General features: G+C 55.7%; 24 protein-coding genes. 14 read left to right on the forward strand and 10 right to left on the reverse strand.

Annotation, left to right across the window (positions count from 1 at the left end):
- Nucleotides 1-49 precede the first annotated feature (49 nt).
- Nucleotides 50-1588, forward strand: a complete 1539-nt coding sequence (gene nhaB, locus FU672_RS01830) for a sodium/proton antiporter NhaB (RefSeq protein WP_148241924.1) — start codon at nucleotides 50-52, stop codon at nucleotides 1586-1588.
- 143 nt (nucleotides 1589-1731) lie between these two features.
- Nucleotides 1732-2262: a disulfide bond formation protein DsbB gene (dsbB, locus tag FU672_RS01835; RefSeq protein ID WP_024909807.1), complete on the forward strand. Its 531-nt coding sequence runs from the start codon at nucleotides 1732-1734 to the stop codon at nucleotides 2260-2262.
- A 125-nt stretch (nucleotides 2263-2387) separates the two neighbouring features.
- Here dsbB and ycgN read toward each other — a convergent pair whose 3' ends face one another.
- The 3 genes from ycgN to FU672_RS01850 all read right to left on the reverse strand — a co-directional run bounded on the left by ycgN (nucleotide 2388) and on the right by FU672_RS01850 (nucleotide 3904).
- A complete protein-coding gene (gene ycgN, locus FU672_RS01840; protein ID WP_048029481.1) occupies nucleotides 2388-2828 on the reverse strand; it encodes a cysteine cluster protein YcgN in 441 nt (146 codons plus the stop codon).
- 93 nt (nucleotides 2829-2921) lie between these two features.
- The gene (locus FU672_RS01845) at nucleotides 2922-3581 is read right to left on the reverse strand and encodes a fumarylacetoacetate hydrolase family protein (protein ID WP_148241925.1); all 660 of its coding nucleotides are present in this window, start codon (nucleotides 3579-3581) and stop codon (nucleotides 2922-2924) included.
- Nucleotides 3582-3628: 47 nt separating this feature from the next.
- Nucleotides 3629-3904 (reverse strand): YcgL domain-containing protein, encoded by a 276-nt coding sequence (locus FU672_RS01850; RefSeq protein ID WP_029742143.1) that lies wholly within the window; start codon nucleotides 3902-3904, stop codon nucleotides 3629-3631.
- Nucleotides 3905-4027: 123 nt separating this feature from the next.
- On the opposite strand from FU672_RS01850, the gene minC reads away from it, so the two are divergent.
- The 3 genes from minC to minE are packed head-to-tail and all read left to right on the forward strand — an operon-like array spanning nucleotide 4028 to nucleotide 5844.
- Nucleotides 4028-4735 carry a septum site-determining protein MinC gene (minC, locus tag FU672_RS01855; RefSeq protein ID WP_148241926.1) on the forward strand — a complete coding sequence of 236 codons (708 nt, stop codon included), beginning with the start codon at nucleotides 4028-4030 and terminating at the stop codon, nucleotides 4733-4735.
- A 23-nt stretch (nucleotides 4736-4758) separates the two neighbouring features.
- On the forward strand, nucleotides 4759-5571 hold the full coding sequence (gene minD, locus FU672_RS01860) for a septum site-determining protein MinD (RefSeq protein ID WP_148241927.1): 813 nt from the start codon (nucleotides 4759-4761) through the stop codon (nucleotides 5569-5571).
- 3 nt (nucleotides 5572-5574) lie between these two features.
- The gene (gene minE / locus FU672_RS01865; RefSeq protein WP_008500504.1) at nucleotides 5575-5844 is read left to right on the forward strand and encodes a cell division topological specificity factor MinE; all 270 of its coding nucleotides are present in this window, start codon (nucleotides 5575-5577) and stop codon (nucleotides 5842-5844) included.
- A 74-nt stretch (nucleotides 5845-5918) separates the two neighbouring features.
- Here the strand turns inward: minE and rnd are convergent, their stop codons facing one another.
- The 5 genes from rnd to yoaA all read right to left on the reverse strand — a co-directional run bounded on the left by rnd (nucleotide 5919) and on the right by yoaA (nucleotide 12298).
- On the reverse strand, nucleotides 5919-7046 hold the full coding sequence (rnd, locus tag FU672_RS01870) for a ribonuclease D (RefSeq protein WP_148241928.1): 1128 nt from the start codon (nucleotides 7044-7046) through the stop codon (nucleotides 5919-5921).
- Between the two features lie 71 nt (nucleotides 7047-7117).
- Nucleotides 7118-8803, reverse strand: a complete 1686-nt coding sequence (gene fadD / locus FU672_RS01875; protein WP_148241929.1) for a long-chain-fatty-acid--CoA ligase FadD — start codon at nucleotides 8801-8803, stop codon at nucleotides 7118-7120.
- Nucleotides 8804-9006: 203 nt separating this feature from the next.
- Nucleotides 9007-9588, reverse strand: coding sequence for a Slp family lipoprotein (locus tag FU672_RS01880; RefSeq protein WP_148241930.1), 582 nt, complete (start codon nucleotides 9586-9588; stop codon nucleotides 9007-9009).
- A gap of 37 nt (nucleotides 9589-9625) precedes the next feature.
- A complete protein-coding gene (gene tsaB, locus FU672_RS01885) occupies nucleotides 9626-10321 on the reverse strand; it encodes a tRNA (adenosine(37)-N6)-threonylcarbamoyltransferase complex dimerization subunit type 1 TsaB (RefSeq protein WP_148241931.1) in 696 nt (231 codons plus the stop codon).
- A gap of 66 nt (nucleotides 10322-10387) precedes the next feature.
- Complete coding sequence (yoaA, locus tag FU672_RS01890) at nucleotides 10388-12298, reverse strand: DNA repair helicase YoaA (RefSeq protein WP_148241932.1); 1911 nt, start codon at nucleotides 12296-12298, stop codon at nucleotides 10388-10390.
- A 133-nt stretch (nucleotides 12299-12431) separates the two neighbouring features.
- Between yoaA and FU672_RS01895 the strand changes: the two genes are divergently transcribed.
- Nucleotides 12432-12776 carry a RidA family protein gene (locus FU672_RS01895; protein WP_134350647.1) on the forward strand — a complete coding sequence of 115 codons (345 nt, stop codon included), beginning with the start codon at nucleotides 12432-12434 and terminating at the stop codon, nucleotides 12774-12776.
- Nucleotides 12777-12782: 6 nt separating this feature from the next.
- Here FU672_RS01895 and FU672_RS01900 read toward each other — a convergent pair whose 3' ends face one another.
- Nucleotides 12783-12968 (reverse strand): YoaH family protein, encoded by a 186-nt coding sequence (locus tag FU672_RS01900; protein ID WP_148241933.1) that lies wholly within the window; start codon nucleotides 12966-12968, stop codon nucleotides 12783-12785.
- A gap of 61 nt (nucleotides 12969-13029) precedes the next feature.
- Here FU672_RS01900 and pabB point away from each other — a divergent pair, with 61 nt between their 5' ends.
- The 4 genes from pabB to pdeD all read left to right on the forward strand — a co-directional run bounded on the left by pabB (nucleotide 13030) and on the right by pdeD (nucleotide 18219).
- Nucleotides 13030-14355 (forward strand): aminodeoxychorismate synthase component 1, encoded by a 1326-nt coding sequence (gene pabB, locus FU672_RS01905; RefSeq protein WP_148241934.1) that lies wholly within the window; start codon nucleotides 13030-13032, stop codon nucleotides 14353-14355.
- A 6-nt stretch (nucleotides 14356-14361) separates the two neighbouring features.
- Entirely contained in the window at nucleotides 14362-14940 is a 579-nt protein-coding gene (locus FU672_RS01910; protein WP_047652298.1) for a CoA pyrophosphatase, read from the forward strand.
- Nucleotides 14941-15125: 185 nt separating this feature from the next.
- Nucleotides 15126-16490, forward strand: a complete 1365-nt coding sequence (gene sdaA, locus FU672_RS01915; protein WP_148241935.1) for an L-serine ammonia-lyase — start codon at nucleotides 15126-15128, stop codon at nucleotides 16488-16490.
- A 130-nt stretch (nucleotides 16491-16620) separates the two neighbouring features.
- Complete coding sequence (pdeD, locus tag FU672_RS01925; RefSeq protein WP_148241936.1) at nucleotides 16621-18219, forward strand: cyclic di-3',5'-guanosine monophosphate phosphodiesterase PdeD; 1599 nt, start codon at nucleotides 16621-16623, stop codon at nucleotides 18217-18219.
- A 6-nt stretch (nucleotides 18220-18225) separates the two neighbouring features.
- Here the strand turns inward: pdeD and yoaE are convergent, their stop codons facing one another.
- On the reverse strand, nucleotides 18226-19785 hold the full coding sequence (gene yoaE / locus FU672_RS01930; protein WP_148241937.1) for a CNNM family cation transport protein YoaE: 1560 nt from the start codon (nucleotides 19783-19785) through the stop codon (nucleotides 18226-18228).
- 461 nt (nucleotides 19786-20246) lie between these two features.
- Between yoaE and manX the strand changes: the two genes are divergently transcribed.
- From manX to FU672_RS01950, 4 genes are read left to right on the forward strand one after another with little or no spacing between them, the layout of a single operon-like run.
- Entirely contained in the window at nucleotides 20247-21212 is a 966-nt protein-coding gene (gene manX / locus FU672_RS01935) for a PTS mannose transporter subunit IIAB (RefSeq protein WP_148241938.1), read from the forward strand.
- A gap of 46 nt (nucleotides 21213-21258) precedes the next feature.
- Entirely contained in the window at nucleotides 21259-22059 is an 801-nt protein-coding gene (manY, locus tag FU672_RS01940) for a PTS mannose transporter subunit IIC (RefSeq protein WP_008500490.1), read from the forward strand.
- A gap of 12 nt (nucleotides 22060-22071) precedes the next feature.
- Nucleotides 22072-22923: a PTS mannose transporter subunit IID gene (locus FU672_RS01945; RefSeq protein WP_006810994.1), complete on the forward strand. Its 852-nt coding sequence runs from the start codon at nucleotides 22072-22074 to the stop codon at nucleotides 22921-22923.
- A 54-nt stretch (nucleotides 22924-22977) separates the two neighbouring features.
- The gene (locus FU672_RS01950; protein ID WP_121932072.1) at nucleotides 22978-23436 is read left to right on the forward strand and encodes a DUF986 family protein; all 459 of its coding nucleotides are present in this window, start codon (nucleotides 22978-22980) and stop codon (nucleotides 23434-23436) included.
- The last annotated feature ends 104 nt before the right edge of the window (nucleotides 23437-23540 follow it).

The raw sequence follows: 23540 nt of genomic DNA on the forward strand, positions 1-23540 counted from the left end.
TTTGCGTATACTGATGTTTTGTCTTACTTGACGGGGAAGGACGTCTGTCGTGGAAATTTCTTTTGGGCGCGCACTGTGGCGCAACTTTTTAGGCCAGTCTCCGGACTGGTACAAACTTATACTTCTGGTGTTCCTGGTCGTTAACCCCCTCCTCTTCAGCGTGAACCCGTTCATTGCCGGGTGGCTGCTGGTGGCGGAGTTTATCTTCACCCTGGCGATGGCGCTGAAATGTTATCCTCTGCTGCCGGGCGGATTGCTGGCGTTTGAGGCCGTCGTTATCGGTATGACCAGCGCCGAGCATGTCAAAGCAGAGCTGGCGTCTAACCTTGAAGTGCTTTTGCTGCTGATGTTTATGGTGGCGGGCATCTACTTCATGAAACAGCTGCTGCTGTTTATCTTCACGCGCCTGCTGCTCAGCATTCCATCGAAAATGTTCCTCTCGCTGGCGTTTTGCCTTGCGGCCGCCTTCCTGTCGGCCTTCCTGGATGCGCTGACGGTCGTCGCGGTGGTGATAAGCGTAGCGGTTGGGTTTTACGGTATTTATCACCGTGTGGCCTCCTCTCGCCCGGGTGAGGATTTGCAGGATGACAGCCACGTCGAGGCGCATAACCGTGACGTCCTGGAACAGTTCCGCGCCTTCCTGCGCAGCCTGATGATGCATGCCGGCGTGGGTACCGCCCTGGGCGGCGTGATGACCATGGTGGGCGAGCCGCAAAACCTGATCATTGCCAAAGCGGCGGGCTGGCACTTCGGTGAGTTCTTCCTCAGAATGGCGCCGGTGAGCGTACCGGTGCTGATCGGCGGGCTGGCAACCTGTCTGCTGGTGGAGAAGTTTCGCCTCTTTGGTTATGGTGCGCAGCTCCCGGAGCCGGTTCGTCAGGAGCTGCATAAATTCGATCTGCAGAGCCGAAGCCAGCGGACGCGCCAGGAGACGCTACGACTGATTGCTCAGGGGATCATCGGCGTCTGGCTTATCGCGGCGCTGGCGTTCCATCTTGCCGAAGTGGGGCTGATTGGCCTGTCAGTCATTATTCTCGCCACCACCTTTACCGGTGTGACGGACGAACATGCCATCGGCAAAGCGTTTACCGAAGCCCTGCCGTTTACCGCCCTGCTGGCGGTGTTCTTTGCCGTCGTGGCCGTGATTATCGACCAACACCTGTTCGCGCCGATTATTGCCTTTGTATTACAGGCGTCACCGGATGCTCAGCTCTCGCTGTTTTACCTGTTTAACGGCCTGCTCTCGTCGATCTCAGATAACGTCTTTGTCGGGACGGTCTACATCAACGAGGCCAAAGCGGCCATGGAGCAAGGCGTTATCAGCGCCGGACAGTTTGAACTGCTGGCCGTGGCGATCAATACCGGCACTAATCTGCCGTCGGTGGCGACGCCAAATGGCCAGGCCGCCTTCCTGTTCCTTCTGACCTCCGCCCTCGCGCCGCTCATACGACTTTCTTATGGCAGGATGGTGTGGATGGCGCTGCCGTATACGCTGGTGCTCACGATCGTGGGATTGCTTTGCGTCAAAATTACCCTCATTCCCTGTACGCAATGGTTGATACAAGCGGGTATACTTGCGGCGCAGTAAACTATGCATCTCGGGCAGTTCGCTGCCCGTTTGCCTTTTCGCACGATAAACATCCAATTACGTTTTATTTCGCCAGGTACAGGTGGCGCGAAAAACGAATTCGTTTACACTGCGCTTTCTAAGCATGTTCCAGGGAAATGATTATGTTGAGATTTTTAAACCAGTGCTCCCGCGGTCGCGGAGCGTGGTTGTTAATGGCCCTGACCGCCTTTGCGCTGGAAATGGTCGCGCTGTGGTTCCAGCATGTAATGGGACTGAAACCTTGCGTGCTTTGTATTTATGAACGCTGCGCACTGTTCGGCATTATGGGTGCAGGCTTGGTCGGCGCGATTGCCCCGAAATCGCCGCTTCGCTATGCCGGTATTGCCATCTGGATCTACAGCGCCTGGAAAGGGATTGAACTCTCCTGGCAGCACACCATGATGCAATTGCATCCGTCACCGTTTATGACCTGTGATTTTGCCGCCCGCTTCCCGAGCTGGCTGCCGCTGGACAAATGGCTGCCGCAGGTGTTTGTCGCATCCGGTGACTGCTCCGTTCGTCAGTGGGAATTCCTGACGCTGGAGATGCCGCAGTGGCTGGTGGGTATTTTTGCCGCCTACTTCGTCGTTGCGTTGCTGGTGCTAATCGCTCAGCCGTTCAAACCGAAGAAACGCGATTTGTTCGGAAGGTAAAAGCAAAACGGCAACCGAGGTTGCCGTTTTTAGTGTTTGCGCCCTCTCCCGTGGGAGAGGGTTGGGGTGAGGGCATCAGGCCGCACAAACACAATAAAAAACCCGCTTCGGCGGGTTTTTTATTGTCAACGGGTCGGGTGGTTCATGATGTGATCTTCCCAGTCGCGCACCTCGGACTCTTTAACCGCAATGTGGCGCACAGAAATGCGTTCACCGTGCATCGCCGCTTTCGACCCCGTCAGCAGCGGGTGCCAGGTCGGTAAATCTTTCCCTTCGGCCAGCAGGCGATACGCGCAGGTATGCGGCAGCCATTCAAACGTCGGCAGATTATCCCGGGTTAACTTGATACAGTCAGGCTCAAATTCAAACCGGCGCTCATAGTTGCGGCACTGGCAGGTTTTAATGTTTAACTGCTTGCAGGCTACGTTGGTGAAGTAGATTTCGTCCGTATCTTCATCCATCAGCTTGTGCAGGCAGCACTGCCCGCAGCCGTCGCACAATGATTCCCATTCCGCGTCAGTCATGTCGTCGAGAGTTTTGCTTTGCCAGAAAGGGATGTCGTTCATCAGGATGTCCACACGTCAAAAGAAAGCGCACCTTATAACGAGTCTGGCACGTTGTTGCAAGTTTTGCCGCCCTCTTCAGGCGGCAAGAGGGGGTTACAGCACGCGGGTTTTCAGCGACAGGCCGTTAAAACCGACCTCAAGCTCATCACCGCTGAGCAGCGGACCAACACCTTCCGGGGTTCCGGTCAGGATCACATCGCCCGGTTTCAGGGTAAAGAAGCGGCTCATGTAGGCGATCAGGGGCACAATCTTATGGATCATGTCTGCCGTGGTGCCTTGCTGGCGGATCTCGCCGTTAACCTTCAGGCTAAGCGGGGTGTCCTGCGGATCGCCGGTAAATTCGCTCACCGGAACAAACGCCGAGATCGGGCAGGCGTTATCAAACCCTTTGGCTTTTTCCCACGGCTGCCCTGCTTTCTTCATTTTGCCCTGCACGTCACGCAGCGTCAGATCCAGCGCCACGCCGTATCCGGCAATCGCTTTCTGAACATGTTCTTCTGAGGCCTGGCGCAGCGTCGCGCCGATCAGCACGGCGAGTTCAACTTCGTGATGCACCGAGCCCAGCCCCTGCGGCAGCGCCAGCGGCTGGCGGATATCGCAAAGCGCCGTTTCAGGCTTAATGAACAGAACCGGCTCTTCTGGCGTCGCGCTGCCCATCTCCTGAATATGTTTTGCATAGTTGCTGCCCACGCAGACGACTTTGCTGACGGGATAATCCAGTAATGCACCTTGCCAGTTATGATGTTGATACATGGTCGCCCCCTAAACGGTTGATGTGTTGTGCCCAAAAACAGTTGAGACTATTTTTTACCGTTCGCCTCAAGATGTTGTTTTAATAAATTCTCGGGTGGCGGTGGAAGCTGTAAATAATAGCCTTGCTCAGCTAAGGCCGTTTTCACTTTATCCAGATCGGCATTGATCAGTTTTTTACGACCATCAAGCGGCAGCAGCATCGCCAGCTGTGGTCGGCCAAAGTTCTTCATTAATTCTTCAGGCACGCGTGAAAAATCGTCTTTCTTTTCGACATAAAGATAGGTCTGGTCACGGCTTGTACTTCTGTAGATCACACAAAACATGTTTTTACTCTGAATTAATGGGTGGTTGCTTGCCTCAATATACTCCTGACTATAACATGCCTGATACTCTTCGGAATATCGCAGCGAGTGGTTGCGGTTAATAGCAAATTGAGTAAGGCCAGGATGTCAAACACGCCCATCGAGCTTAAAGGCAGTAGCTTCACCTTATCAGTGGTACATTTGCATGATGCAAAACCCGAGGTTATTCGTCAGGCGTTAGAAGACAAAATCGCCCAGGCTCCCGCCTTTCTGAAGCACGCCCCTGTTGTTATCAACGTCAGCGGTCTTAAGGCTCCGGTTAACTGGAAACTTCTCCAGCAGGCCGTCTCCTCGACCGGACTGCGTATCGTGGGCATTAGCGGCTGCAAAGATACTGAGCTGAAAGCGGAAATTGACCGTGCGGGGCTGCCTCTTCTGAGTGAGGGCAAAGAAAAAGCCCCTCGTGCGGCACCCGTTGCCGTACAAACGCCCCCTCCTGCGGTGCAAAACGTTACTACCGTCACAAAAACGCGAATGATTGATGTGCCGGTTCGTTCCGGTCAGCGCATTTATGCACCAAACTGTGATCTAATTGTTACAAGCCACGTCAGTGCTGGCGCTGAGCTGATTGCAGATGGCAATATTCACGTATACGGTATGATGCGTGGACGTGCGCTCGCAGGTGCAAGTGGCGATCGAGATGCGCAAATATTTTGTACTCACCTGACGGCGGAACTGGTGTCCATCGCAGGTGAATATTGGCTGAGCGACAAGATCCCAGCCGAATTTTATGGCAAAGCGGCTCGCCTGCTTCTGGCAGACGACGCGTTGACCGTTCAACCGTTGAATTGATCCCTTTTTAACAAGGAATTTCTATGGCACGCATTATTGTTGTTACTTCGGGTAAAGGAGGCGTTGGCAAGACCACCTCCAGCGCGGCCATCGCTACTGGTTTGGCCCAGAAGGGAAAGAAAACCATCGTTATCGACTTCGATATCGGTCTGCGTAACCTCGACCTCATCATGGGATGTGAGCGTCGCGTCGTGTATGATTTCGTGAACGTCATTCAGGGCGATGCCACGCTGAACCAGGCGATGATTAAAGACAAGCGCACCGAGAACCTCTACATTCTCCCGGCTTCTCAGACGCGTGACAAAGACGCCCTGACTCGTGAAGGGGTGGAAAAGGTGCTCGACGAGCTGAAAAAAATGGAGTTCGACTTCATTGTCTGCGACTCTCCTGCCGGCATCGAAACCGGTGCCCTTATGGCGCTCTACTTCGCTGATGAAGCAATCATCACCACCAACCCTGAAGTTTCATCCGTGCGTGACTCAGACCGCATTCTGGGCATCCTCGCCTCTAAATCCCGTCGTGCGGAAAATGGCGAAGACCCGATTAAAGAACACCTGCTGCTCACCCGCTACAACCCGGGCCGCGTGAACAAAGGTGACATGCTGAGCATGGAAGACGTGCTGGAGATCCTGCGCATTAAACTGGTGGGCGTAATCCCGGAAGATCAGTCCGTGTTACGTGCCTCTAACCAGGGCGAGCCAGTGATCCTTGATATAACGGCAGATGCAGGTAAAGCGTATGCTGATACCGTTGATCGTCTGCTGGGAGAAGAACGTCCTTTCCGCTTCATTGAAGAAGAGAAGAAAGGTTTCCTCAAACGCCTGTTCGGAGGATAAGTTATGGCATTACTGGACTTTTTTCTCTCGCGGAAAAAGAACACCGCCAACATCGCAAAAGAACGTCTGCAAATTATCGTTGCGGAGCGTCGTCGTAGCGACGCCGAGCCTCACTACCTGCCGCAGCTGCGTAAGGACATTCTGGAAGTGATCTGTAAATATGTGCAGATTGATCCGGAGATGGTTACGGTGCAGCTGGAACAAAAAGACGGGGATATTTCGATTCTGGAGCTGAACGTTACGCTCCCGGAAGCGGAAGAGTCGCGACCGTAGGTTTGTGATTTCGTAGCCCCGGTAAGCGCAAAGCCACCGGGGGAATATGCCGGGTCTATCGCCCGGCATATTTTTTATCGCGGAAAACCTTCCAGCAGCGTATTCAGGCGATCGGCCATCAATTTCCCGCGCCATCCCGCCATCATTTCCGGCACGCCATTCTGCGGTTTCAGCTTCCAGTGCCAGTTCAGCAGCTGGTTAATCTGACGACGTGAGGCCAGTAGCTCCGCGGTCAGTTTGCTTTCCGTTGCAACTGTCTGCACCAGCGCTTTGATATCCTTAAACGCTTTGCGATAGCCCGGCATATCCATCAGGTTCAGCAGCGGTTCCGGCAGCGCATCTTCCGGCAGCTCCTGCGCTTTTGCGACCAGCGCCAGCAGGGTTTTGCCGTGGAAGCGGATCTCGCTGCCCGAAAGCCCAATGCTGTCCAGCTCGCCCAGGCTGCCCGGCATATAGCGCGCAACCGCCCAGAGATGCTCTTCGCGAACCACAAAGTTAACGGCCAGATCGCGCTCGCGCGCTTTACGCAGACGCCAGTCCGCTAACAGCTGCAGACACGCCAGCTGACGCGTACGCAGCTGCCAGGCGTTGCTGATATCACGCCAGGCCTCTTTCGGGTCAACCACTTCCTGGCGACGCTGCTGGGTCATACGACACTCGTCCAGCGCCGCAGAGAGCCATCCAGAGGCTTCTGCCTCTTTCATCAGCTGTCCGGCAATCGGCAGCAGGTAAAACACGTCTGCCGCCGCATACTCCAGCTGACGTGCGGTTAGCGGACGCGCCAGCCAGTCGGTACGGGATTCACTTTTATCCAGCGTCAGGCCCGTATACTCTTCCACCATGGCGGCAAAACCCCACGAGAGCGGACGATTACTGAACGCGGCGAGGATCTGCGTATCAATCAACGGCTGAGGCATAATGCCAAAGGTGTTCAGAAAGACTTCCAGATCTTCACTGCCCGCGTGCAGGTATTTCGTCACGGCGGTATCGAGCAGCAGGTCACGCATCGGCGTCCAGTCGGTAATGCCGAGAGGGTCGATCAGAGAGACATGTTTGCCGTCGTACATCTGAATCAAACCCAGCTGCGGATAATAGGTCCGGGTACGGACAAACTCGGTATCCAGGGCAATGGCAGGAAAGTCGCGCGTCACTTCGCACAGCGAAGCCAGCTCGTCATTGGTCGTGATCATCTGGTAATTCAAAACGGGTTCTCTTTTGTTTGCGCCCATAAAAAACGCCGGCTTAACCGGCGTCTGGGCGATTAGCGTGAAGCTCAGGCCTTATTGTCTACTTTGCCACGGGCTTCGTCACGTAATTCTCGTCGTAATATCTTTCCGACGTTGGATTTCGGCAGCTCATCGCGGAATTCAACCAGCTTCGGCACCTTGTAGCCCGTCAGCTGACGACGGCAGAACGTTATCAGCTCCTCCTCGGTGAGCGAAGGATCTTTCTTGACCACAAATATTTTGACCGCTTCGCCGCTGCTGCCGGAAGGGACGCCTACAGCAGCCACTTCGAGTACGCCGCTGTGCTGCATAACCACGTCTTCGATCTCATTCGGATAGACGTTGAAGCCGGAGACCAGGATCATGTCTTTCTTGCGATCGACGATGCGCAGGAAGCCCTCGTCATCCATTACCGCAATATCACCGGTGTGCAGCCAGCCGTCTTTGATGATTTCGTCGGTCGCATCGGGGCGCTGCCAGTAACCCAGCATCACCTGCGGACCTTTGACGCACAGCTCACCCGGCTCACCCGGCGCGACTTCGTTATCGTTATCATCGACCAGTTTGGCCTCTGTGGAAGGAACCGGCAGACCAATGCTTCCACTGTGATAGTCGATATCGTGTGGGTTGACGCTGACCAGCGGAGCACATTCCGTCAGTCCGTATCCTTCCAGCAAATACTGACCGGTGAGCTTCACCCAGCGCTCGGCGACCGCCTGCTGAACCGGCATGCCGCCGCCCGCAGAGAGATGCAGCGTGGAGAAATCCAGCTGCTGGAACTCTTTGTTATTAAGCAGCGCGTTAAACAGGGTATTTACCCCGGTCATGGCGGTGAACGGGTATTTCGCCAGCTCTTTCACCAGCCCCGGGATGTCACGCGGGTTCGTAATCAGTACGTTTTGACCGCCCAGCTCAATAAACAGCAGGCAGTTCATGGTGAGGGCGAAAATGTGGTACAGCGGAAGGGCCGTAATGACCAGCTCTTTTCCAGGATGCAGCAGTGGCCCGTAAGTCGCGTTAACCTGCTCAAGGTTCGCCAGCATGTTCCGGTGGGTCAACATCGCGCCTTTCGCCACGCCGGTGGTGCCACCGGTATACTGCAGAAACGCGAGGTCTTCCGCCACCACTTCTGGCTTCACATACTGCATACGGTAACCCGCATGCAGCGCGCTGCGGAAGGAGATGGCGTCCGGCAGGTGGTATTTTGGCACCAGACGTTTGACGTATTTGACGACAAAGTTAACCAGCGTGCCTTTAGCGGTGGAGAGTTGATCCCCCATGCGCGTCAGGATGACGTGTTTAACCTGGGTTTTGTCGACCACTTTTTCCAGCGTATGGGCGAAGTTGGACACAATGACAATCGCGACCGCGCCGCTGTCGTTCAGCTGATGCTCCAGCTCGCGCGGGGTGTACAACGGGTTGACGTTGACGACAATCATCCCGGCTCGCAGGATACCGAACAACGCCACCGGGTATTGCAGCAGGTTTGGCATCATCAGCGCGACGCGGTCCCCTTTTTGCAGCCCCAGCCCTTCCTGAAGATACGCCGCAAACGCCCGGCTACGCTCCTCAAGCTTACGGAACGTCATGACCTCGCCCATATTCACGAATGCGGGTTGGTCCGCGTAGCGCCTTACCGAGTGTTCAAATAATGCCACCAGGGATTGATAACGGTCAGGATTGATCTCAGCAGGAACATCTGCGGGATAACGGTTAAGCCAAACCTTCTTCAATGCATCACCTCTGAAATGAGTGTTCGTCGTCATCACAACCCCGATAATAAACAGTTTGTTAACATTATATTAACTCAGCGTACCAGTTTATTAATTGTTCAGATTTAAGGTTGCGAAGCGCGTCACTCTTTTTTTTCGTTTTATCCGTAAAAAAACAGAGACAGCGGCTGAGCCGCTGTCTCTTTCCTAACAATAACAGTAAGTTACTCAGTAACGATCGTCTGAACCTGTGCAGGACCCGGGTTGTACCAACCCCAGCCCGGGTAGCCGTAACGATAAGGATGCGGACCCCACATCCACGGATCCATCGGCTGAGGCGGCATGATCACCTGCTGTGCCAGCCGCCAGCGTTTATACCCGTTAACCTGCATGGTCATAAATTTATACGGCGTGCTGCCGATTTTGCCCTGCACGGCGCCGGTAATCGGTCCGACGACGGTCACCAGCTGTCCGCGAAAATCGACCGGATCGAGGAAGCCACTGACGTCCGCATAGATACGTCCCCGGGAGGCCTCGCCCAGTACAGGCCGCGCGCCGCTGTCCAGCGGAACGGTCGCGATCTCCAGACGGGTTTTCCCCTGCTGGTTTTGTACGTCTACTACCTTACCGCCAAAGCGCGCTTCCTGGCCGACGTAAAGCTCAGGCGCATTCATCACCCGAACCAGATCCTGCTGTGGCGTCGGGCTGCTGCCCTTAATCGCATCAGGAACGGAAACGCATCCGCTCAGTGCTATGGCAACTGCACCTGCCATAATAAGGCGTACTACTTTAGTCTGAACCGCCATGATGCGACTCCTTTTTCTCAGTTCCTGTTACTGAGATTCACTCGCGGCCCGGAAGTTTCTTCCACGCAACGGTGTTTCGCAAATAAACCGGCTCCGCGTGTTCAACGGCAACGGTTTTTCCTGCTGCGAGCAGCTGGCAGGCAATCGGAAGCATATCTTCCGCAGCCGGCAGCAGCACGTTGCCGTCCACCAGCGTCACCCCGGTGCCGCTCGCCATCTCCGGCCACGCCGGCCAGCCGGTGCCGACGGTCGCCCACTCACCGGAGAGCTGTTGCAGTCGTTCAGTGACCGCTTCCGGCTTAAGCACGGCTTCCGTCTCTTCACCGTGCCATACGCCCTGTTCGTCGCGGGTGTATTCTGCCCAGTAAACTTCGCCCATGCGGGCATCAATCGCTGCCAGCACGCGCGTTGCTCCGGTCATGCGCCATGCGCCCTGCGCCATGGTGGCAAGGGTAGAGACGCCGATCATCGGCAGTTCGGCGCCCAGCGCCAGCCCCTGCGCAATACCAATCCCGATACGTACGCCCGTAAAGCTGCCAGGGCCACGGCCAAAGGCCAGCGCGTCGAGGTCGGTTAAGGAGGTGTTGCCCTGGGTTAAAATGGCTTTTACCAGGGGCAGAATGCGTTGGGTGTGTTCCCGGGGGCACTCTTCGAAATGAGCAGAAACAGCACCGTCGTTCAACAGAGCGACAGAGCAAGCCTCTGTCGCGGTATCAATAGCCAGAATTCGCATCAGTCGTCGCGCTCTCGCAAGGGTCAGTCACAAAATGGCGCGCATCTTAGCACACTCCGGGGTAAATTACTCCGCCGTTGGGTTTGCCAGGAAACGCACAGCGCGTTTTATGTCCCGCGTCCGCGGCGCGGGCGGCAGGCTTGCAAGGAAGGTCGCGCCGTAAGGGCGCATCACCAGCCGGTTATCGCAAATGACCAGCACGCCGCGATCGGTGACGTCGCGGATCAATCGCCCTACCCCCTGCTTGAGGGTAATCACCGCGTCCGGCAGCTGTACCTCGTCGAACGGATCGCCGCCGCGCAGACGGCAGTCTTCCATTCGCGCTTTCAGCAGCGGATCGTCCGGGGAGGTAAACGGCAGCTTATCAATGATCACCAGCGAGAGGGTGTCTCCCCGCACATCGACCCCTTCCCAGAAGCTGCTGGTTGCCACCAGCAGGGCATTACCGGCGCTGACAAATTGCTGTAACAGCTGGCCTTTACTGGTTTCGCCCTGCAGCAGCACCGGTAACGTCATGGTGGCGCGAAACTGCTCGGCGAGGTCACGCATCATGGCGTGAGAGGTGCAGAGCATAAAACAGCGGCCGTTGTTGGCCTCGATCATCGGTTTTAACATCGCGGCCAGATGGCGCGCCGCACCCGGCTGATTCGGCAGCGGCAGATTACGGGGAACGCAGAGCAGCGCCTGTTTTTCGTAATCGAACGGGCTGGGCAGGAGCAGCGATTCCGCCTCCTCAATGCCAAGACGTTCCGTGAAGTGATGCAGATCGTCATTCACCGACAGGGTTGCCGAGGTGAAGATCCAGCTTCCCGGTTTTTGCGCCATCACCTCTTTAAATTTATCCGCCACCGTCAGCGGCGTGAGCGCCAGCGTGAAATGCCGCGAGGTGCACTCATACCAGTAGCTGAACCCCGGCTGGTTGATCTCTTTCAGCCGTTTGAGCCGCCCGCGATAGAGCGTGGCGCGCTCGAAGGCAGCATCCAGCAGCGCGGAACGGCCGAGCGACAGTTTTGCCACGTCGTAGCAGAGTTCCAGGGCATCATCGAGCAGCAGCAGCGCGCGCTGGATATTGCTGTCCGCCAGCAGTTCGCGCAGGTTACCGCGATAGCCCGGCTCGCCGAGCTGTAAGCGGAAATCCTGCGCGCTTTGCGCCAGGCGGTCGGCGCACTTCTGCAACTGCTGGGTATCTTTGAGTTCGGTTCGGTAAGCGATGGTGAAATCTTTCGCCAGATCCTGAAGCTGGCGGCTGGAAAGCGACTGACCAAAATACTGGCTGGCGATGTCCGGAAGCTGATGGGCTTCGTCGAAGATCATCACGTCCGCCTCCGGGATCAATTCGCCGAAACCGCTGTCCTTGACGACCATATCCGCGAGGAACAGATGGTGATTCACCACCACCACATCCGCATCCATCGCCGTTTTGCGCGCTTTCACCACAAAGCAGTCTTTATACAGCGGGCAGTCGCTGCCGAGGCAGTTGTCATTGGTGCTGGTCACCAGCGGCCAGGCAGGTGAGTCTTCCGGCACGCTCGCACAGGTGCTGATATCGCCCTCTTCGGTCTGGTTCGCCCAGGCGCGAAGGATAATGACGTCGCTGAGGGTTTGCACCGGCAGGTCACCGCCAGCCAGCGCCTGCTGCTCAAGACGTTCCAGGCAAAGATAGTTGGAGCGCCCCTTCAGCAAGGCCAGACGGCCCTTGTATTTCAGCGCCTTGGCCACTGTGGGCAAATCGCGGCTGTAGAGCTGATCCTGCAGCGCCTTCGATCCGGTGGAAATAATCACCTTCTTTTTCGCGCGCAGCGCCGGAGCCAGGTAAGCATACGTTTTACCCGTGCCGGTTCCGGCTTCAACCACCAGCGGCTGAGCCTTATCGATGGCGCGTGCAACGGCGTGCGCCATCTGACGCTGAGGCTCACGGGGTTTGAAGCCGGGAATAGCCTGCGCTAATTGACCTTCAGGGGAAAAATCGTCTGCCACGGTGCTCTCTCACTGTATTTTTGCACAGGGATTATGTCAGCCCATCCTCTCCAGTGCCACCCCAAATAGTGACGACAACGGAACAATATGGCAGTCTTGCCGCCTGATGACGAAAAATAACGAGGAAACGTTTATGACGATTGTGCGCATTGATGCCGAAGCCCGCTGGTCTGATGTGGTGATCCACAACCAGACGCTCTACTACACCGGCGTCCCCGCTAACCTGGATGCAGATGCCTTCGAACAGACGGCTAACACCCTGGCGCAAATTGATGCAGTGCTTGTTAAGCAAGGTAGCGACAAATCCCGCATTCTGGATGCGACGATTTTCCTGGCAAATAAAGACGATTTCGCGGCAATGAACAAAGCCTGGGATGCATGGGTTGTGGCGGGTCACGCGCCTGTACGTTGCACCGTACAGGCTACGCTGATGAAACCGGAGTATAAGGTTGAGATCAAGATTATCGCGGCGGTTTAAGCCCGGTTACTCTTCTTCATCTTCATCTTCGAATCGCGCCACAATCCGCTCGCCGGTATGACTGGCGCGAATTTCATGAGCGACAACGGTAATCGCCTCTCCGCTGCTCATACCCTGGGTCATCAGTTCCTGAATGCGTTCAACCGCTTTCTGCTGTTGGTCATGACTGAGAGAAGGTAAACCTGCAAACATCGTCAACTCCTGCTAAATTATTCGCGCTAATTATTTCACGCTACCCGGTAGTATGCCACACATGAACATGCGCTTCCCCACTGTTATTACCTTGCCCTGGCGTACAGACGCTGCGGAATTCTGGTTTGCCCGTCTGAGCCACCTTCCTTTTGCGATGCTGCTGCATTCTGGCCACGCGGACCACCCTTATAGCCGCTTTGATATCCTGGTAGCCGATCCGCTGAAGACACTGACGACCAATGATCTGTCGCGAACGGACGATCCGCTTATGCAGCTTCAGCAAGCCATTAACGCGCTGGGCTTATCTGCCACACCGAACCCGGACCTTCCTTTTCAGGGGGGCGCGCTGGGCCTGTTTGGTTACGATCTGGGTCGCCGTTTCGAAACGCTGCCGGAACATGCGCAGGCTGATATTTCCCTGCCAGACATGGCCGTGGGGCTGTATGACTGGGCGTTAATTGTTGATCACCAGAAAAAAACGGTTTCCCTGCTGAGCCATCATGACGTGCAGGCGCGTCTGGCGTGGCTTGAGGCGCAACAGCCTGCACCGGCACAGACGTTCACGCTGACCTCCGGCTGGCGCTCAAATATGAGCGCAGCGGAATATGCCGAAAAATTTTCGCGCGTTCAGGCGTATCTGCAAAGCGGTGACTGCTATCAGGTTAACCTCGCCCAGCGTTTCCAGGCGACATACCGGGGAGATGAGTGGCAGGCATTTACCCGTCTTAATGCCAGCAATAAGGCGCCGTTCAGCGCGTTTGTCCGTCTGGAACAGGGGGCAATACTCAGCCTGTCACCTGAGCGCTTTATTCATCTGGCCGAGGGCACGATTCAAACCCGTCCGATTAAAGGCACTCTGCCGCGTCTTGCCGATCCCGATGCCGACCGCCAGCAGGCGGAAAAGCTGGCCGCCTCGCCGAAAGACCGCGCCGAAAACCTGATGATTGTCGATCTGATGCGTAACGATATTGGCCGGGTGGCCGTTCCGGGCAGCGTGCGCGTGCCGGAACTGTTTGTCGTCGAGCCTTTCCCGGCGGTGCATCATCTGGTCAGTACCATCACCGCGACGCTACCGGCCTCCCGCACGGCCTGCGATCTTCTGCGCGCGGCGTTCCCGGGCGGCTCCATCACCGGTGCACCAAAGGTGCGGGCGATGGAGATCATTGATGAGCTGGAACCGCACCGCCGCAACGCCTGGTGCGGCAGCATTGGCTATATCAGCCTGTGCGGCACGCTGGATACCAGCATTACCATTCGCACGCTGACCGCCTGCAACGGAAACCTTTACTGTTCAGCCGGGGGCGGCATTGTTGCCGATAGCGAGGTCGATGCGGAATATCAGGAAACCTTTGATAAAGTTAACCGTATCCTGAAACAACTGGAGTAATCACGGGTGGAAAAAGAGAACCTGACGCTGGATGATTTTTTATCTCGCTTTCAGCTATTACGACCGCAGGTCAACCGCGAGGCGCTGAATCAGCGTCAGGCGGCTGTGCTGATCCCGGTCGTGCGTCGCGCGCAGCCGGGCCTGCTGCTCACCCAGCGTTCTCCCCATTTACGTAAGCACGCGGGTCAGGTCGCTTTTCCGGGGGGCGCCGTAGACAGCTCCGACGCCTCGCTGATTGCCGCCGCGCTGCGGGAAGCGCAGGAAGAGGTTGCCATTCCGCCGGAGGCTGTGGAGGTCATCGGCGTGCTGCCGCCCGTCGACAGCGTCACTGGTTTTCAGGTCACGCCGGTGGTAGGCATTATCCCGCCGGGCCTGCAGTATCACGCCAGCGTCGATGAAGTCTCTGCGGTGTTTGAAATGCCGCTGGATGAAGCCCTCCGACTGAGTCGTTATCACCCGCTGGATATTCAGCGTCGTGGGCATGACCATCGGGTCTGGTTGTCCTGGTATCAGCATTATTTTGTCTGGGGCATGACGGCGGGCATTATTCGTGAGCTGGCGTTGCAAATCGGCCTGAAGCCTTGACTATACTTTACATTCCGCCCTCTTCTACCAGGTTTGCGATCTGCGTCGCGCTATTAGCAAAACCCATCGTCAACCATTAGTTTAATTCATGTGAATAGTTAAGCCGAGGTCGGTGTTCCCTCTTACACTATGCGCAGTTATAACATCGTTACTGGAACCCCGGTAACCCTGTCAGGAGTGTGAAAGTGATTAGTATATTCGACATGTTCAAAGTGGGAATTGGCCCTTCGTCTTCCCATACTGTTGGCCCGATGAAGGCCGGTAAACAGTTCGTCGATGATCTGGTCGAAAAAGGATTACTGGAAAGCGTTACCCGTGTCGCCGTGGATGTTTACGGCTCGCTGTCATTAACGGGTAAAGGCCACCACACCGATATCGCCATTATTATGGGTCTGGCAGGGAATATGCCGGATACCGTTGATATTGATGCCATCCCGGCATTCATCCGCGACGTGGAAACACGCGGCCGCCTGCTGCTGGCAAACGGCCAGCAGGAAGTCGATTTCCCGCAGGATGACGGCATGCGTTTTCGTAGCGACAACCTGTCGCTGCATGAAAACGGCATGACCATTCACGCTTATAGCGGTGAAAAAGAGATTTACAGCAAAACGTACTACTCCATCGGCGGTGGCTTCATCGTCGATGAAGAGCATTTTGGCAAAGATAGCGTCGGCGACGTCAACGTACCGTACCCGTTCAAATCGGCTACCGAGATGCTGGGCTACTGCAAAGAGACCGGTCTTTCACTGTCCGGCATGGTGATGCAGAACGAACTGGCGCTGCACAGCAAAAAAGAGATTGAAGACTACTTTGCGAACGTCTGGCAAACCATGCGCGCCTGTATCGATCGTGGGATGAACACCGAAGGCGTTCTGCCGGGTCCACTGCGCGTGCCGCGTCGTGCCTCTGCCCTGCGTCGTATGCTGGTGACCACAGACAAGTTCTCTAACGACCCGATGAACGTGGTCGACTGGGTGAACATGTTTGCCCTGGCGGTTAACGAAGAAAACGCCGCCGGTGGCCGCGTCGTGACGGCGCCAACCAACGGTGCCTGCGGTATCGTTCCGGCAGTGCTGGCCTACTACGATCACTTTATTGAGCCTGTAACGCCGGACATCTATATCCGCTATTTCCTGGCGTCAGGTGCCATCGGTACGCTGTACAAAATGAACGCCTCCATCTCCGGTGCTGAAGTGGGCTGTCAGGGTGAAGTCGGCGTTGCCTGCTCTATGGCGGCGGCGGGTCTGGCAGAGCTGCTGGGCGCAAGCCCTGAGCAGGTCTGCGTGGCGGCCGAAATCGGTATGGAACATAACCTCGGTCTGACCTGTGACCCGGTCGCGGGCCAGGTGCAGGTTCCGTGCATCGAGCGTAACGCGATTGCCTCGGTGAAAGCCATCAACGCCTCACGTATGGCGATGCGCCGTACCAGCGAACCTCGCGTGTCGCTGGATAAGGTGATTGAAACCATGTACGAAACCGGCAAAGACATGAACGCGAAATACCGCGAGACGTCCCGTGGTGGCCTGGCCATTAAGGTGCAGTGCGACTAATACTGCCTTTCGCCCATCTGCAACGGATGGGCGAATTTCCCTCTTCTTTCTCGTCTCCTTCTGCTTTCCCCACTACACTTTTACTGTTGCGTCCGGCTTTTGTGGCTGGTGGCTTATCAGGCGACCGTTCATGCAAACTGCACAAACGATCATTAAAAACTATCGCCGAAAACGCGTTATCGTCTGTGTCACGGTTGCGCTCCTCACGCTCATCCTGACGTTAGGCATTCGCTTTATTTCACAGCGCAATGTTAACCAACAGCGGATCCTCGATTTTACCAGCCATACCGTTCGCGCCCTTGATAACGTACTGCTTTCTTTAGAGAACCGCCGCAGCGTGCTGCAACCCCTGGTTGGGCAGCCCTGCCCGCAGGCGCACCTGGTGCTGCGAAAGCAGGCCGCCATTTTGCAGACGGTACGCTCCATCGCGCTGATTAACGACGGCGTCCTGTATTGCTCAAGTATTTTCGGGAGCCGCAATGTGCCCGTTCGCGACTTCCTGAAAGAATTACCCGCCAGCACGGCGAAGCTGATTTTATCGACCGACCAGTGGCTGCTCAAGGGCAGCCCGATATTGATCCAGTGGTATCCCGTCTCTCAGGACGGTGAAGCAGGCGTTATCGAAATCATCAATATCGATCTGATCGCCAAAATGATCCTCGAGCCCCAGCGCCCGCTCATTAATGACGTGGCGCTGACCGTGGGCGATCGCTTTCTGCGCTATGGACAACGCGTCACCGACAGCCTGACGTTTGATGAGGAGGGCTCTCTTTTCCAGCAGTCATCAACCCGAAATCCTTTCACCATTACGGTCAGCGGGCCAGGCCCTGGAGAGTTAGCCTTAAAAAGCCTGCCAGCCCAGCTGCCGCTGGGGCTCATGCTCAGTCTGCTGCTGGGCTATCTCGCCTGGCTGGCAACGGCAAACCGGATGAGCTTTACGTGGGAGATTGATATGGGCATTGCGGCGCGGGAATTTGAGCTTTTCTGCCAGCCGCTGGTGAATGCCCGTACCCAGGCGTGCACTGGCGTGGAGATCCTGCTGCGCTGGAACAATCCGCGTCAGGGTTGGATCACCCCGGAGGTGTTTATCCCTCTGGCAGAAGAACATAACCAGATTGTCCCCCTGACCCGCTATGTCATCGCCGAAACGGTGCGCCAGATAGGCTACTTCCCTGCCAGTGCCGGTTTCCACATCGGCATTAACGTCGCCGCCAGCCATTTCCGTCACGCGGTGTTGATACAGGACCTGAACCGTCTCTGGTTCAGCGCCTGTCCGCGCCAGCAGCTGGTGATTGAATTAACGGAACGGGATGCGCTGCTGGATGCGGATTATCGCATCGTGCGCGAACTCCATCGCAAAGGGGTGAAGCTCGCTATCGACGATTTCGGTACCGGAAACAGCTCCCTCTCCTGGCTTGAAAAGCTGCACCCGGACGTACTGAAAATCGACCAGTCGTTTACCACCGCCATTGGTACCGACGCCGTGAACTCAACGGTGACGGATATGATTATTGCTCTGGGTCAGCAGTTGAATATCGAACTGGTGGCTGAAGGGGTCGAGACAGAGGAGCAGGCCTGCTACTTACGCCGCCATGGCGTACCCGTCCTGCAGGGTTTTTTCTATGCGCGGCCCATGCCGCTACGGGATTTTCCGAAGTGGCTGGCGGGAAGTGCGTCCCCGCCAGCGCATCATAACGGGCACATCGTGCCCTTAATGCCGCTGCGCTAAGCAGACTTACTCATCTTCGTCGTGGGCAGATTGTTCTTTAACAATACGAACCATATCAACGCGATAGTCGTTGGCTTCAACGATCGTAATGTGCAGCGGCGCCAGCTCGATCACATCTCCGACGCGCGGGATTTGTCCGTTAACGGCGATAACCAGACCGGCAACGGTCGCGATGTCTTCTTCATCGTTGATCACGTTTTCCAGCCCCAGCGTGTGCGAGAGCGCGTGCAGGTCGGTGGTACCTTTAACCAGCCAGCCTTCACCGTCAGCAACAATCTCTGGCGTTTCGTCGGCATCCGGGAATTCACCGGCAATCGCTTCCAGCACGTCCAGCGGCGTGACCAGCCCCTGCACCACGCCAAACTCGTTGGTGACGATAACAAAGCTACCGCGAGCGCGACGTAACACCCCGAGCAGGTTGATAGGATCCAGCGTTTCCGGCACGACAATCGCAGGCGACGCAGCAGCAACGGCTTCCACGTTGACGCCCTCCTCCAGGGCCACCAGCATCTCTTTCGCCCGCACGACGCCGATGATCTCATCCAGTTCACCGCGACACACCGGGAACAGGCTGTGTGGTGAAGAGAGCAGCTGCTGGCGAATTTCATCAACGCTCAGGTTTGCATCGACCCAGCTGATTTCCCCGCGCGGCGTCATGATGCCTCGCAGAGAACGGGAGGCCAGGGAGAGCACGCCGTTGATCATGTAGCGTTCTTGTTCCACAAACGCCCCTTCCGGGACCGGAACCGGATTATGGTTTTCGGAATCAGACCGGACGTTCACCTGGCGACGACCGCCCATCAGGCGCAGAATGGCATCTGCGGTACGGGCGCGCAGCGGCTGAGTCGACTGCTGCTTAATAAAGTTACGGCGCGCAATCTGGTTGAACAGCTCGATCAGGATCGAGAAGCCAATCGCAGCGTACAGGTAGCCTTTCGGAATATGGAAGCCAAAACCTTCCGCCACCAGGCTCAGACCAATCATCAGCAGGAAGCTCAGACACAGCACGACCACCGTCGGATGCTGGTTGACGAAGCGCGTCAGTGGCTTCGAGGCCAGAAGCATTACCGCCATCGCAATCACGACAGCGGCCATCATTACCGGCAGATGATTCACCATGCCGACCGCCGTGATCACCGCATCCAGCGAGAAGACCGCATCAAGCACCACGATCTGCAGCACGACCACCCAGAAGCTGGCATAGCCTTTACCGTGCCCATCATCGTGCTGACGGTTTTCCAGCCGTTCATGTAGCTCTGTCGTTGCTTTGAAAAGCAGGAATATCCCCCCGAACAGCATGATTAAATCACGCCCGGAGAAGGTGTAATCCATGACGGAGAACAGCGGTTTGGTCAGCGTGACCATCCAGGAGATGACGGAGAGCAGCCCCAGTCGCATGACCAGCGCCAGCGAGAGACCAATCAGACGTGCTTTATCACGCTGTTTTGGCGGCAGCTTATCCGCAAGAATGGCGATAAACACCAGGTTATCAATGCCGAGAACAATCTCCAGCACCACCAGCGTGAGCAATCCCACCCAGATTGACGGGTCCATTAAGAATTCCATGACAAGCTCCTGCTAAAGGAATGACGAAACGGTGCCCCACTCAACGTGGGCAAAACAGAGGCAGACAGAGTCGAAACATGGCGAGGGTCGCCGGTGAAAAAGGCGCGAAATGGCCTGGTAGATGACTGACGTCGGTGACGGTCCATATAGTGGGCTGTAGCCCTATACTCCTGAACAAGTAAACGGAGGCTAAACATATCAGAGACAACGTGTTTTACGCAAAGATTTACGTTCTTTTGCAAAAACGCAAAAAGACTAAATTTGTGTTGAGAATTTTCTCGATCGCGAAAGCTAAATTACGGATCTTCATCACATAAATTATTTTTTCACTGTCTAAAATAATTCGCGGAAGTCTTAGTTTTTTGAACTCTAACCCTTATCTGAATCGATTCGGTTCGCCAATACGATTCTCAGTACGACTGCCTGGCAGGCGTATTAATGATAATAAAAGGAGGTAGCAAGTGACCATTGCTATTGTCATAGGCACACATGGTTGGGCTGCTGAGCAGCTACTCAAAACGGCAGAGATGCTGTTGGGCGAGCAGGAAAACGTCGGCTGGATCGATTTCGTTCCCGGTGAAAACGCCGAGACGCTGATAGAGAAGTACAACGCTCAACTCGCGAAGCTGGATACCAGCAAAGGCGTGCTGTTTCTCGTCGATACATGGGGCGGCAGCCCGTTCAATGCTGCCAGCCGCATTGTCGTCGATAAAGAGCACTATGAAGTTGTCGCCGGGGTTAACATCCCCATGCTGGTGGAAACCTTCATGGCGCGCGACGACAATCCGGCGTTCGATGAGCTGGTGGCGCTGGCCGTTGAAACCGGTCGCGAAGGGGTAAAAGCCCTGAAAGCGCAGCCGGTTGAAAAACCTGCCCCTGCGCCTGCAGCAGCACCGAAAGCGGCAGCACAGGCAAAACCGATGGGCCCGAACGATTACATGGTTATCGGCCTTGCGCGTATTGATGACCGCTTAATCCACGGCCAGGTCGCAACGCGCTGGACCAAAGAGACCAACGTTCGACGCATTATCGTGGTCAGCGACGAAGTTGCCGCCGATACCGTACGTAAAACCCTTCTGACTCAGGTTGCTCCTCCTGGCGTTACCGCGCACGTCGTGGATGTCGCCAAGATGATCCGCGTTTACAACAACCCGAAATACGCGGGTGAACGCGTGATGCTCCTGTTCACTAACCCGACAGACGTTGAGCGCATTGTTGAAGGCGGCGTGAAAATCACCTCCGTGAACATTGGTGGTATGGCATTCCGTCAGGGCAAAACGCAGGTCAACAACGCCATTTCAGTCGATGCGAAAGATATCGAGGCATTCAACAAGCTGAATGCGCGCGGTATTGAACTGGAAGCCCGTAAGGTTTCCACGGACCAAAAACTGAAAATGATGGATTTGATCGGCAAAGTTGGGAAATAAGCCCGCGCCGGTTCTCACATAGAGATTATGTAATAGGAGAAGTGCAATGGAGATTACTACTCTTCAGATTGTGCTGGTGTTCGTCGTCGCATGTATTGCGGGTATGGAATCCGTACTTGATGAATTTCAGTTCCACCGCCCTCTGGTGGCCTGTACGCTGATTGGGGCCGTTCTGGGTGACATGAAGACCGGTATCATCATCGGTGGTACCCTGGAAATGATTGCCCTGGGCTGGATGAACATCGGCGCAGCGGTTGCGCCCGATGCCGCGCTGGCCTCTATCATTTCGACCGTTCTGGTTATTGCCGGTCACCAGAGTATTGGTGCCGGTATCGCCCTGGCGATCCCGCTGGCAGCGGCAGGCCAGGTTCTGACCATCATCGTTCGTACTATCACCGTTGCCTTCCAGCACGCGGCGGATAAGGCGGCCGAAAACGGCAACCTCACGGCACTGTCGTGGATCCACGTTTCATCCCTGTTCCTGCAGGCGATGCGTATCGCGATCCCGGCGGTTATCGTGGCGATCTCTGTCGGTACCAGTGAAGTCCAGAGCATGCTGAACGCCATTCCAGAAGTGGTCACCGGCGGTCTGAACATCGCGGGCGGTATGATCGTGGTTGTCGGTTATGCGATGGTCATCAACATGATGCGCGCAGGCTACCTGATGCCGTTCTTCTACCTCGGCTTCGTGACCGCTGCCTTCACCAACTTCAACCTGGTTGCACTGGGTGTGATTGGTGCAGTGATGGCGATTCTCTACATCCAGCTCAGCCCGAAATATAACCGCGTCGCGGGTGCCCCAGCGCAGGCTGCTGGTAACAACGATCTCGATAACGAACTGGACTAACAGGTGAGCGAAATGGTTGATATGACAAAAACTACCACCGAGAAAAAACTCACTCCGGGTGATATTCGTGGCGTGTTCATCCGTTCTAACCTGTTTCAGGGTTCATGGAACTTCGAACGTATGCAGGCGCTGGGCTTCTGCTTCTCCATGGTACCGGCGATCAAACGCCTGTACCCGGAAAACAACGAAGCACGCCGTCAGGCGATCAAGCGTCACCTGGAATTCTTTAACACCCATCCTTACGTTGCGGCCCCCGTACTGGGCGTAACGCTGGCGATGGAAGAGCAGCGTGCGAACGGCGCAGAGATTGATGATGGTGCTATCAACGGTATCAAAGTCGGTCTGATGGGCCCGCTGGCTGGTGTCGGTGACCCTATCTTCTGGGGTACCGTTCGTCCGGTCTTCGCGGCACTGGGTGCCGGTATCGCGATGAGCGGCAGCCTGCTTGGCCCACTGCTGTTCTTCATCCTGTTCAACGCCGTGCGTCTGCTGACCCGTTATTACGGTGTGGCCTACGGCTACCGTAAAGGGGTGGATATCGTTAAGGACATGGGCGGCGGCTTCCTGCAGAAACTGACTGAGGGGGCGTCAATCCTCGGCCTGTTTGTTATGGGGGCGCTGGTTAACAAGTGGACGCATGTGAACATCCCGCTGGTGGTGTCGACCATCACCGGGCAGGATGGTCAGACGCGTGTGACGACTGTGCAGACGATTCTGGACCAGCTGATGCCTGGCCTGGTACCGCTGCTGTTGACCTTCGCCTGCATGTGGCTGCTGCGTAAGAAAGTGAACCCGCTGTGGATTATCGTTGGCTTCTTCGTCATCGGTATCGCGGGCTACGCTGTCGGCCTGCTGGGTCTGTAAGTTTCAATGCTGTAGGCCGGGGGCTTGCCCCCGGTTTTTTTATCTGGAGGATGAATGACTGTCACGGACATCGTACTGGTTTTATTTATTGCAGCCCTTCTGGCTTACGCGATCTATGACGAGTTCATCATGCCCCGCCGCCACGGCGAGACGCTGCTCTCCCTTCCCCTTCTGCGACGCGGGCGCGTGGATGCGTTTATCTTCGCGGGCCTCATCGCTATTCTTATTTACAATAACGTCACCAGCCATGGTGCAATATTAACCACATGGTTATTATGTGCGCTGGCATTAATGGCGGTTTATCTGTTCTGGATCCGCACGCCGAAAATCATTTTTAAATCCCGCGGGTTTTTCTTCGCCAATGTGTGGATAGAATATAACCGTATTAAAGAGATGAATTTATCTGAAGACGGTGTGCTGGTGATGCAATTAGAACAACGCCGCCTGCTTGTTCGGGTGAAGAATATTGATGACCTGGAAAAGATATACAAGTTACTCGTTAAAACTCAATAAGTTATATATATAGCAATGGCTATATATTGCGTTTATCGTGCGCAAGAAATATAGCCAAAGCTATATCCCCTTCGTTAATCTGATCTCTATTTGTTAACGATATC

It is taken from the genome of Enterobacter asburiae, assembly GCF_008080435.1.
Taxonomy (GTDB): domain Bacteria; phylum Pseudomonadota; class Gammaproteobacteria; order Enterobacterales; family Enterobacteriaceae; genus Enterobacter; species Enterobacter asburiae_C.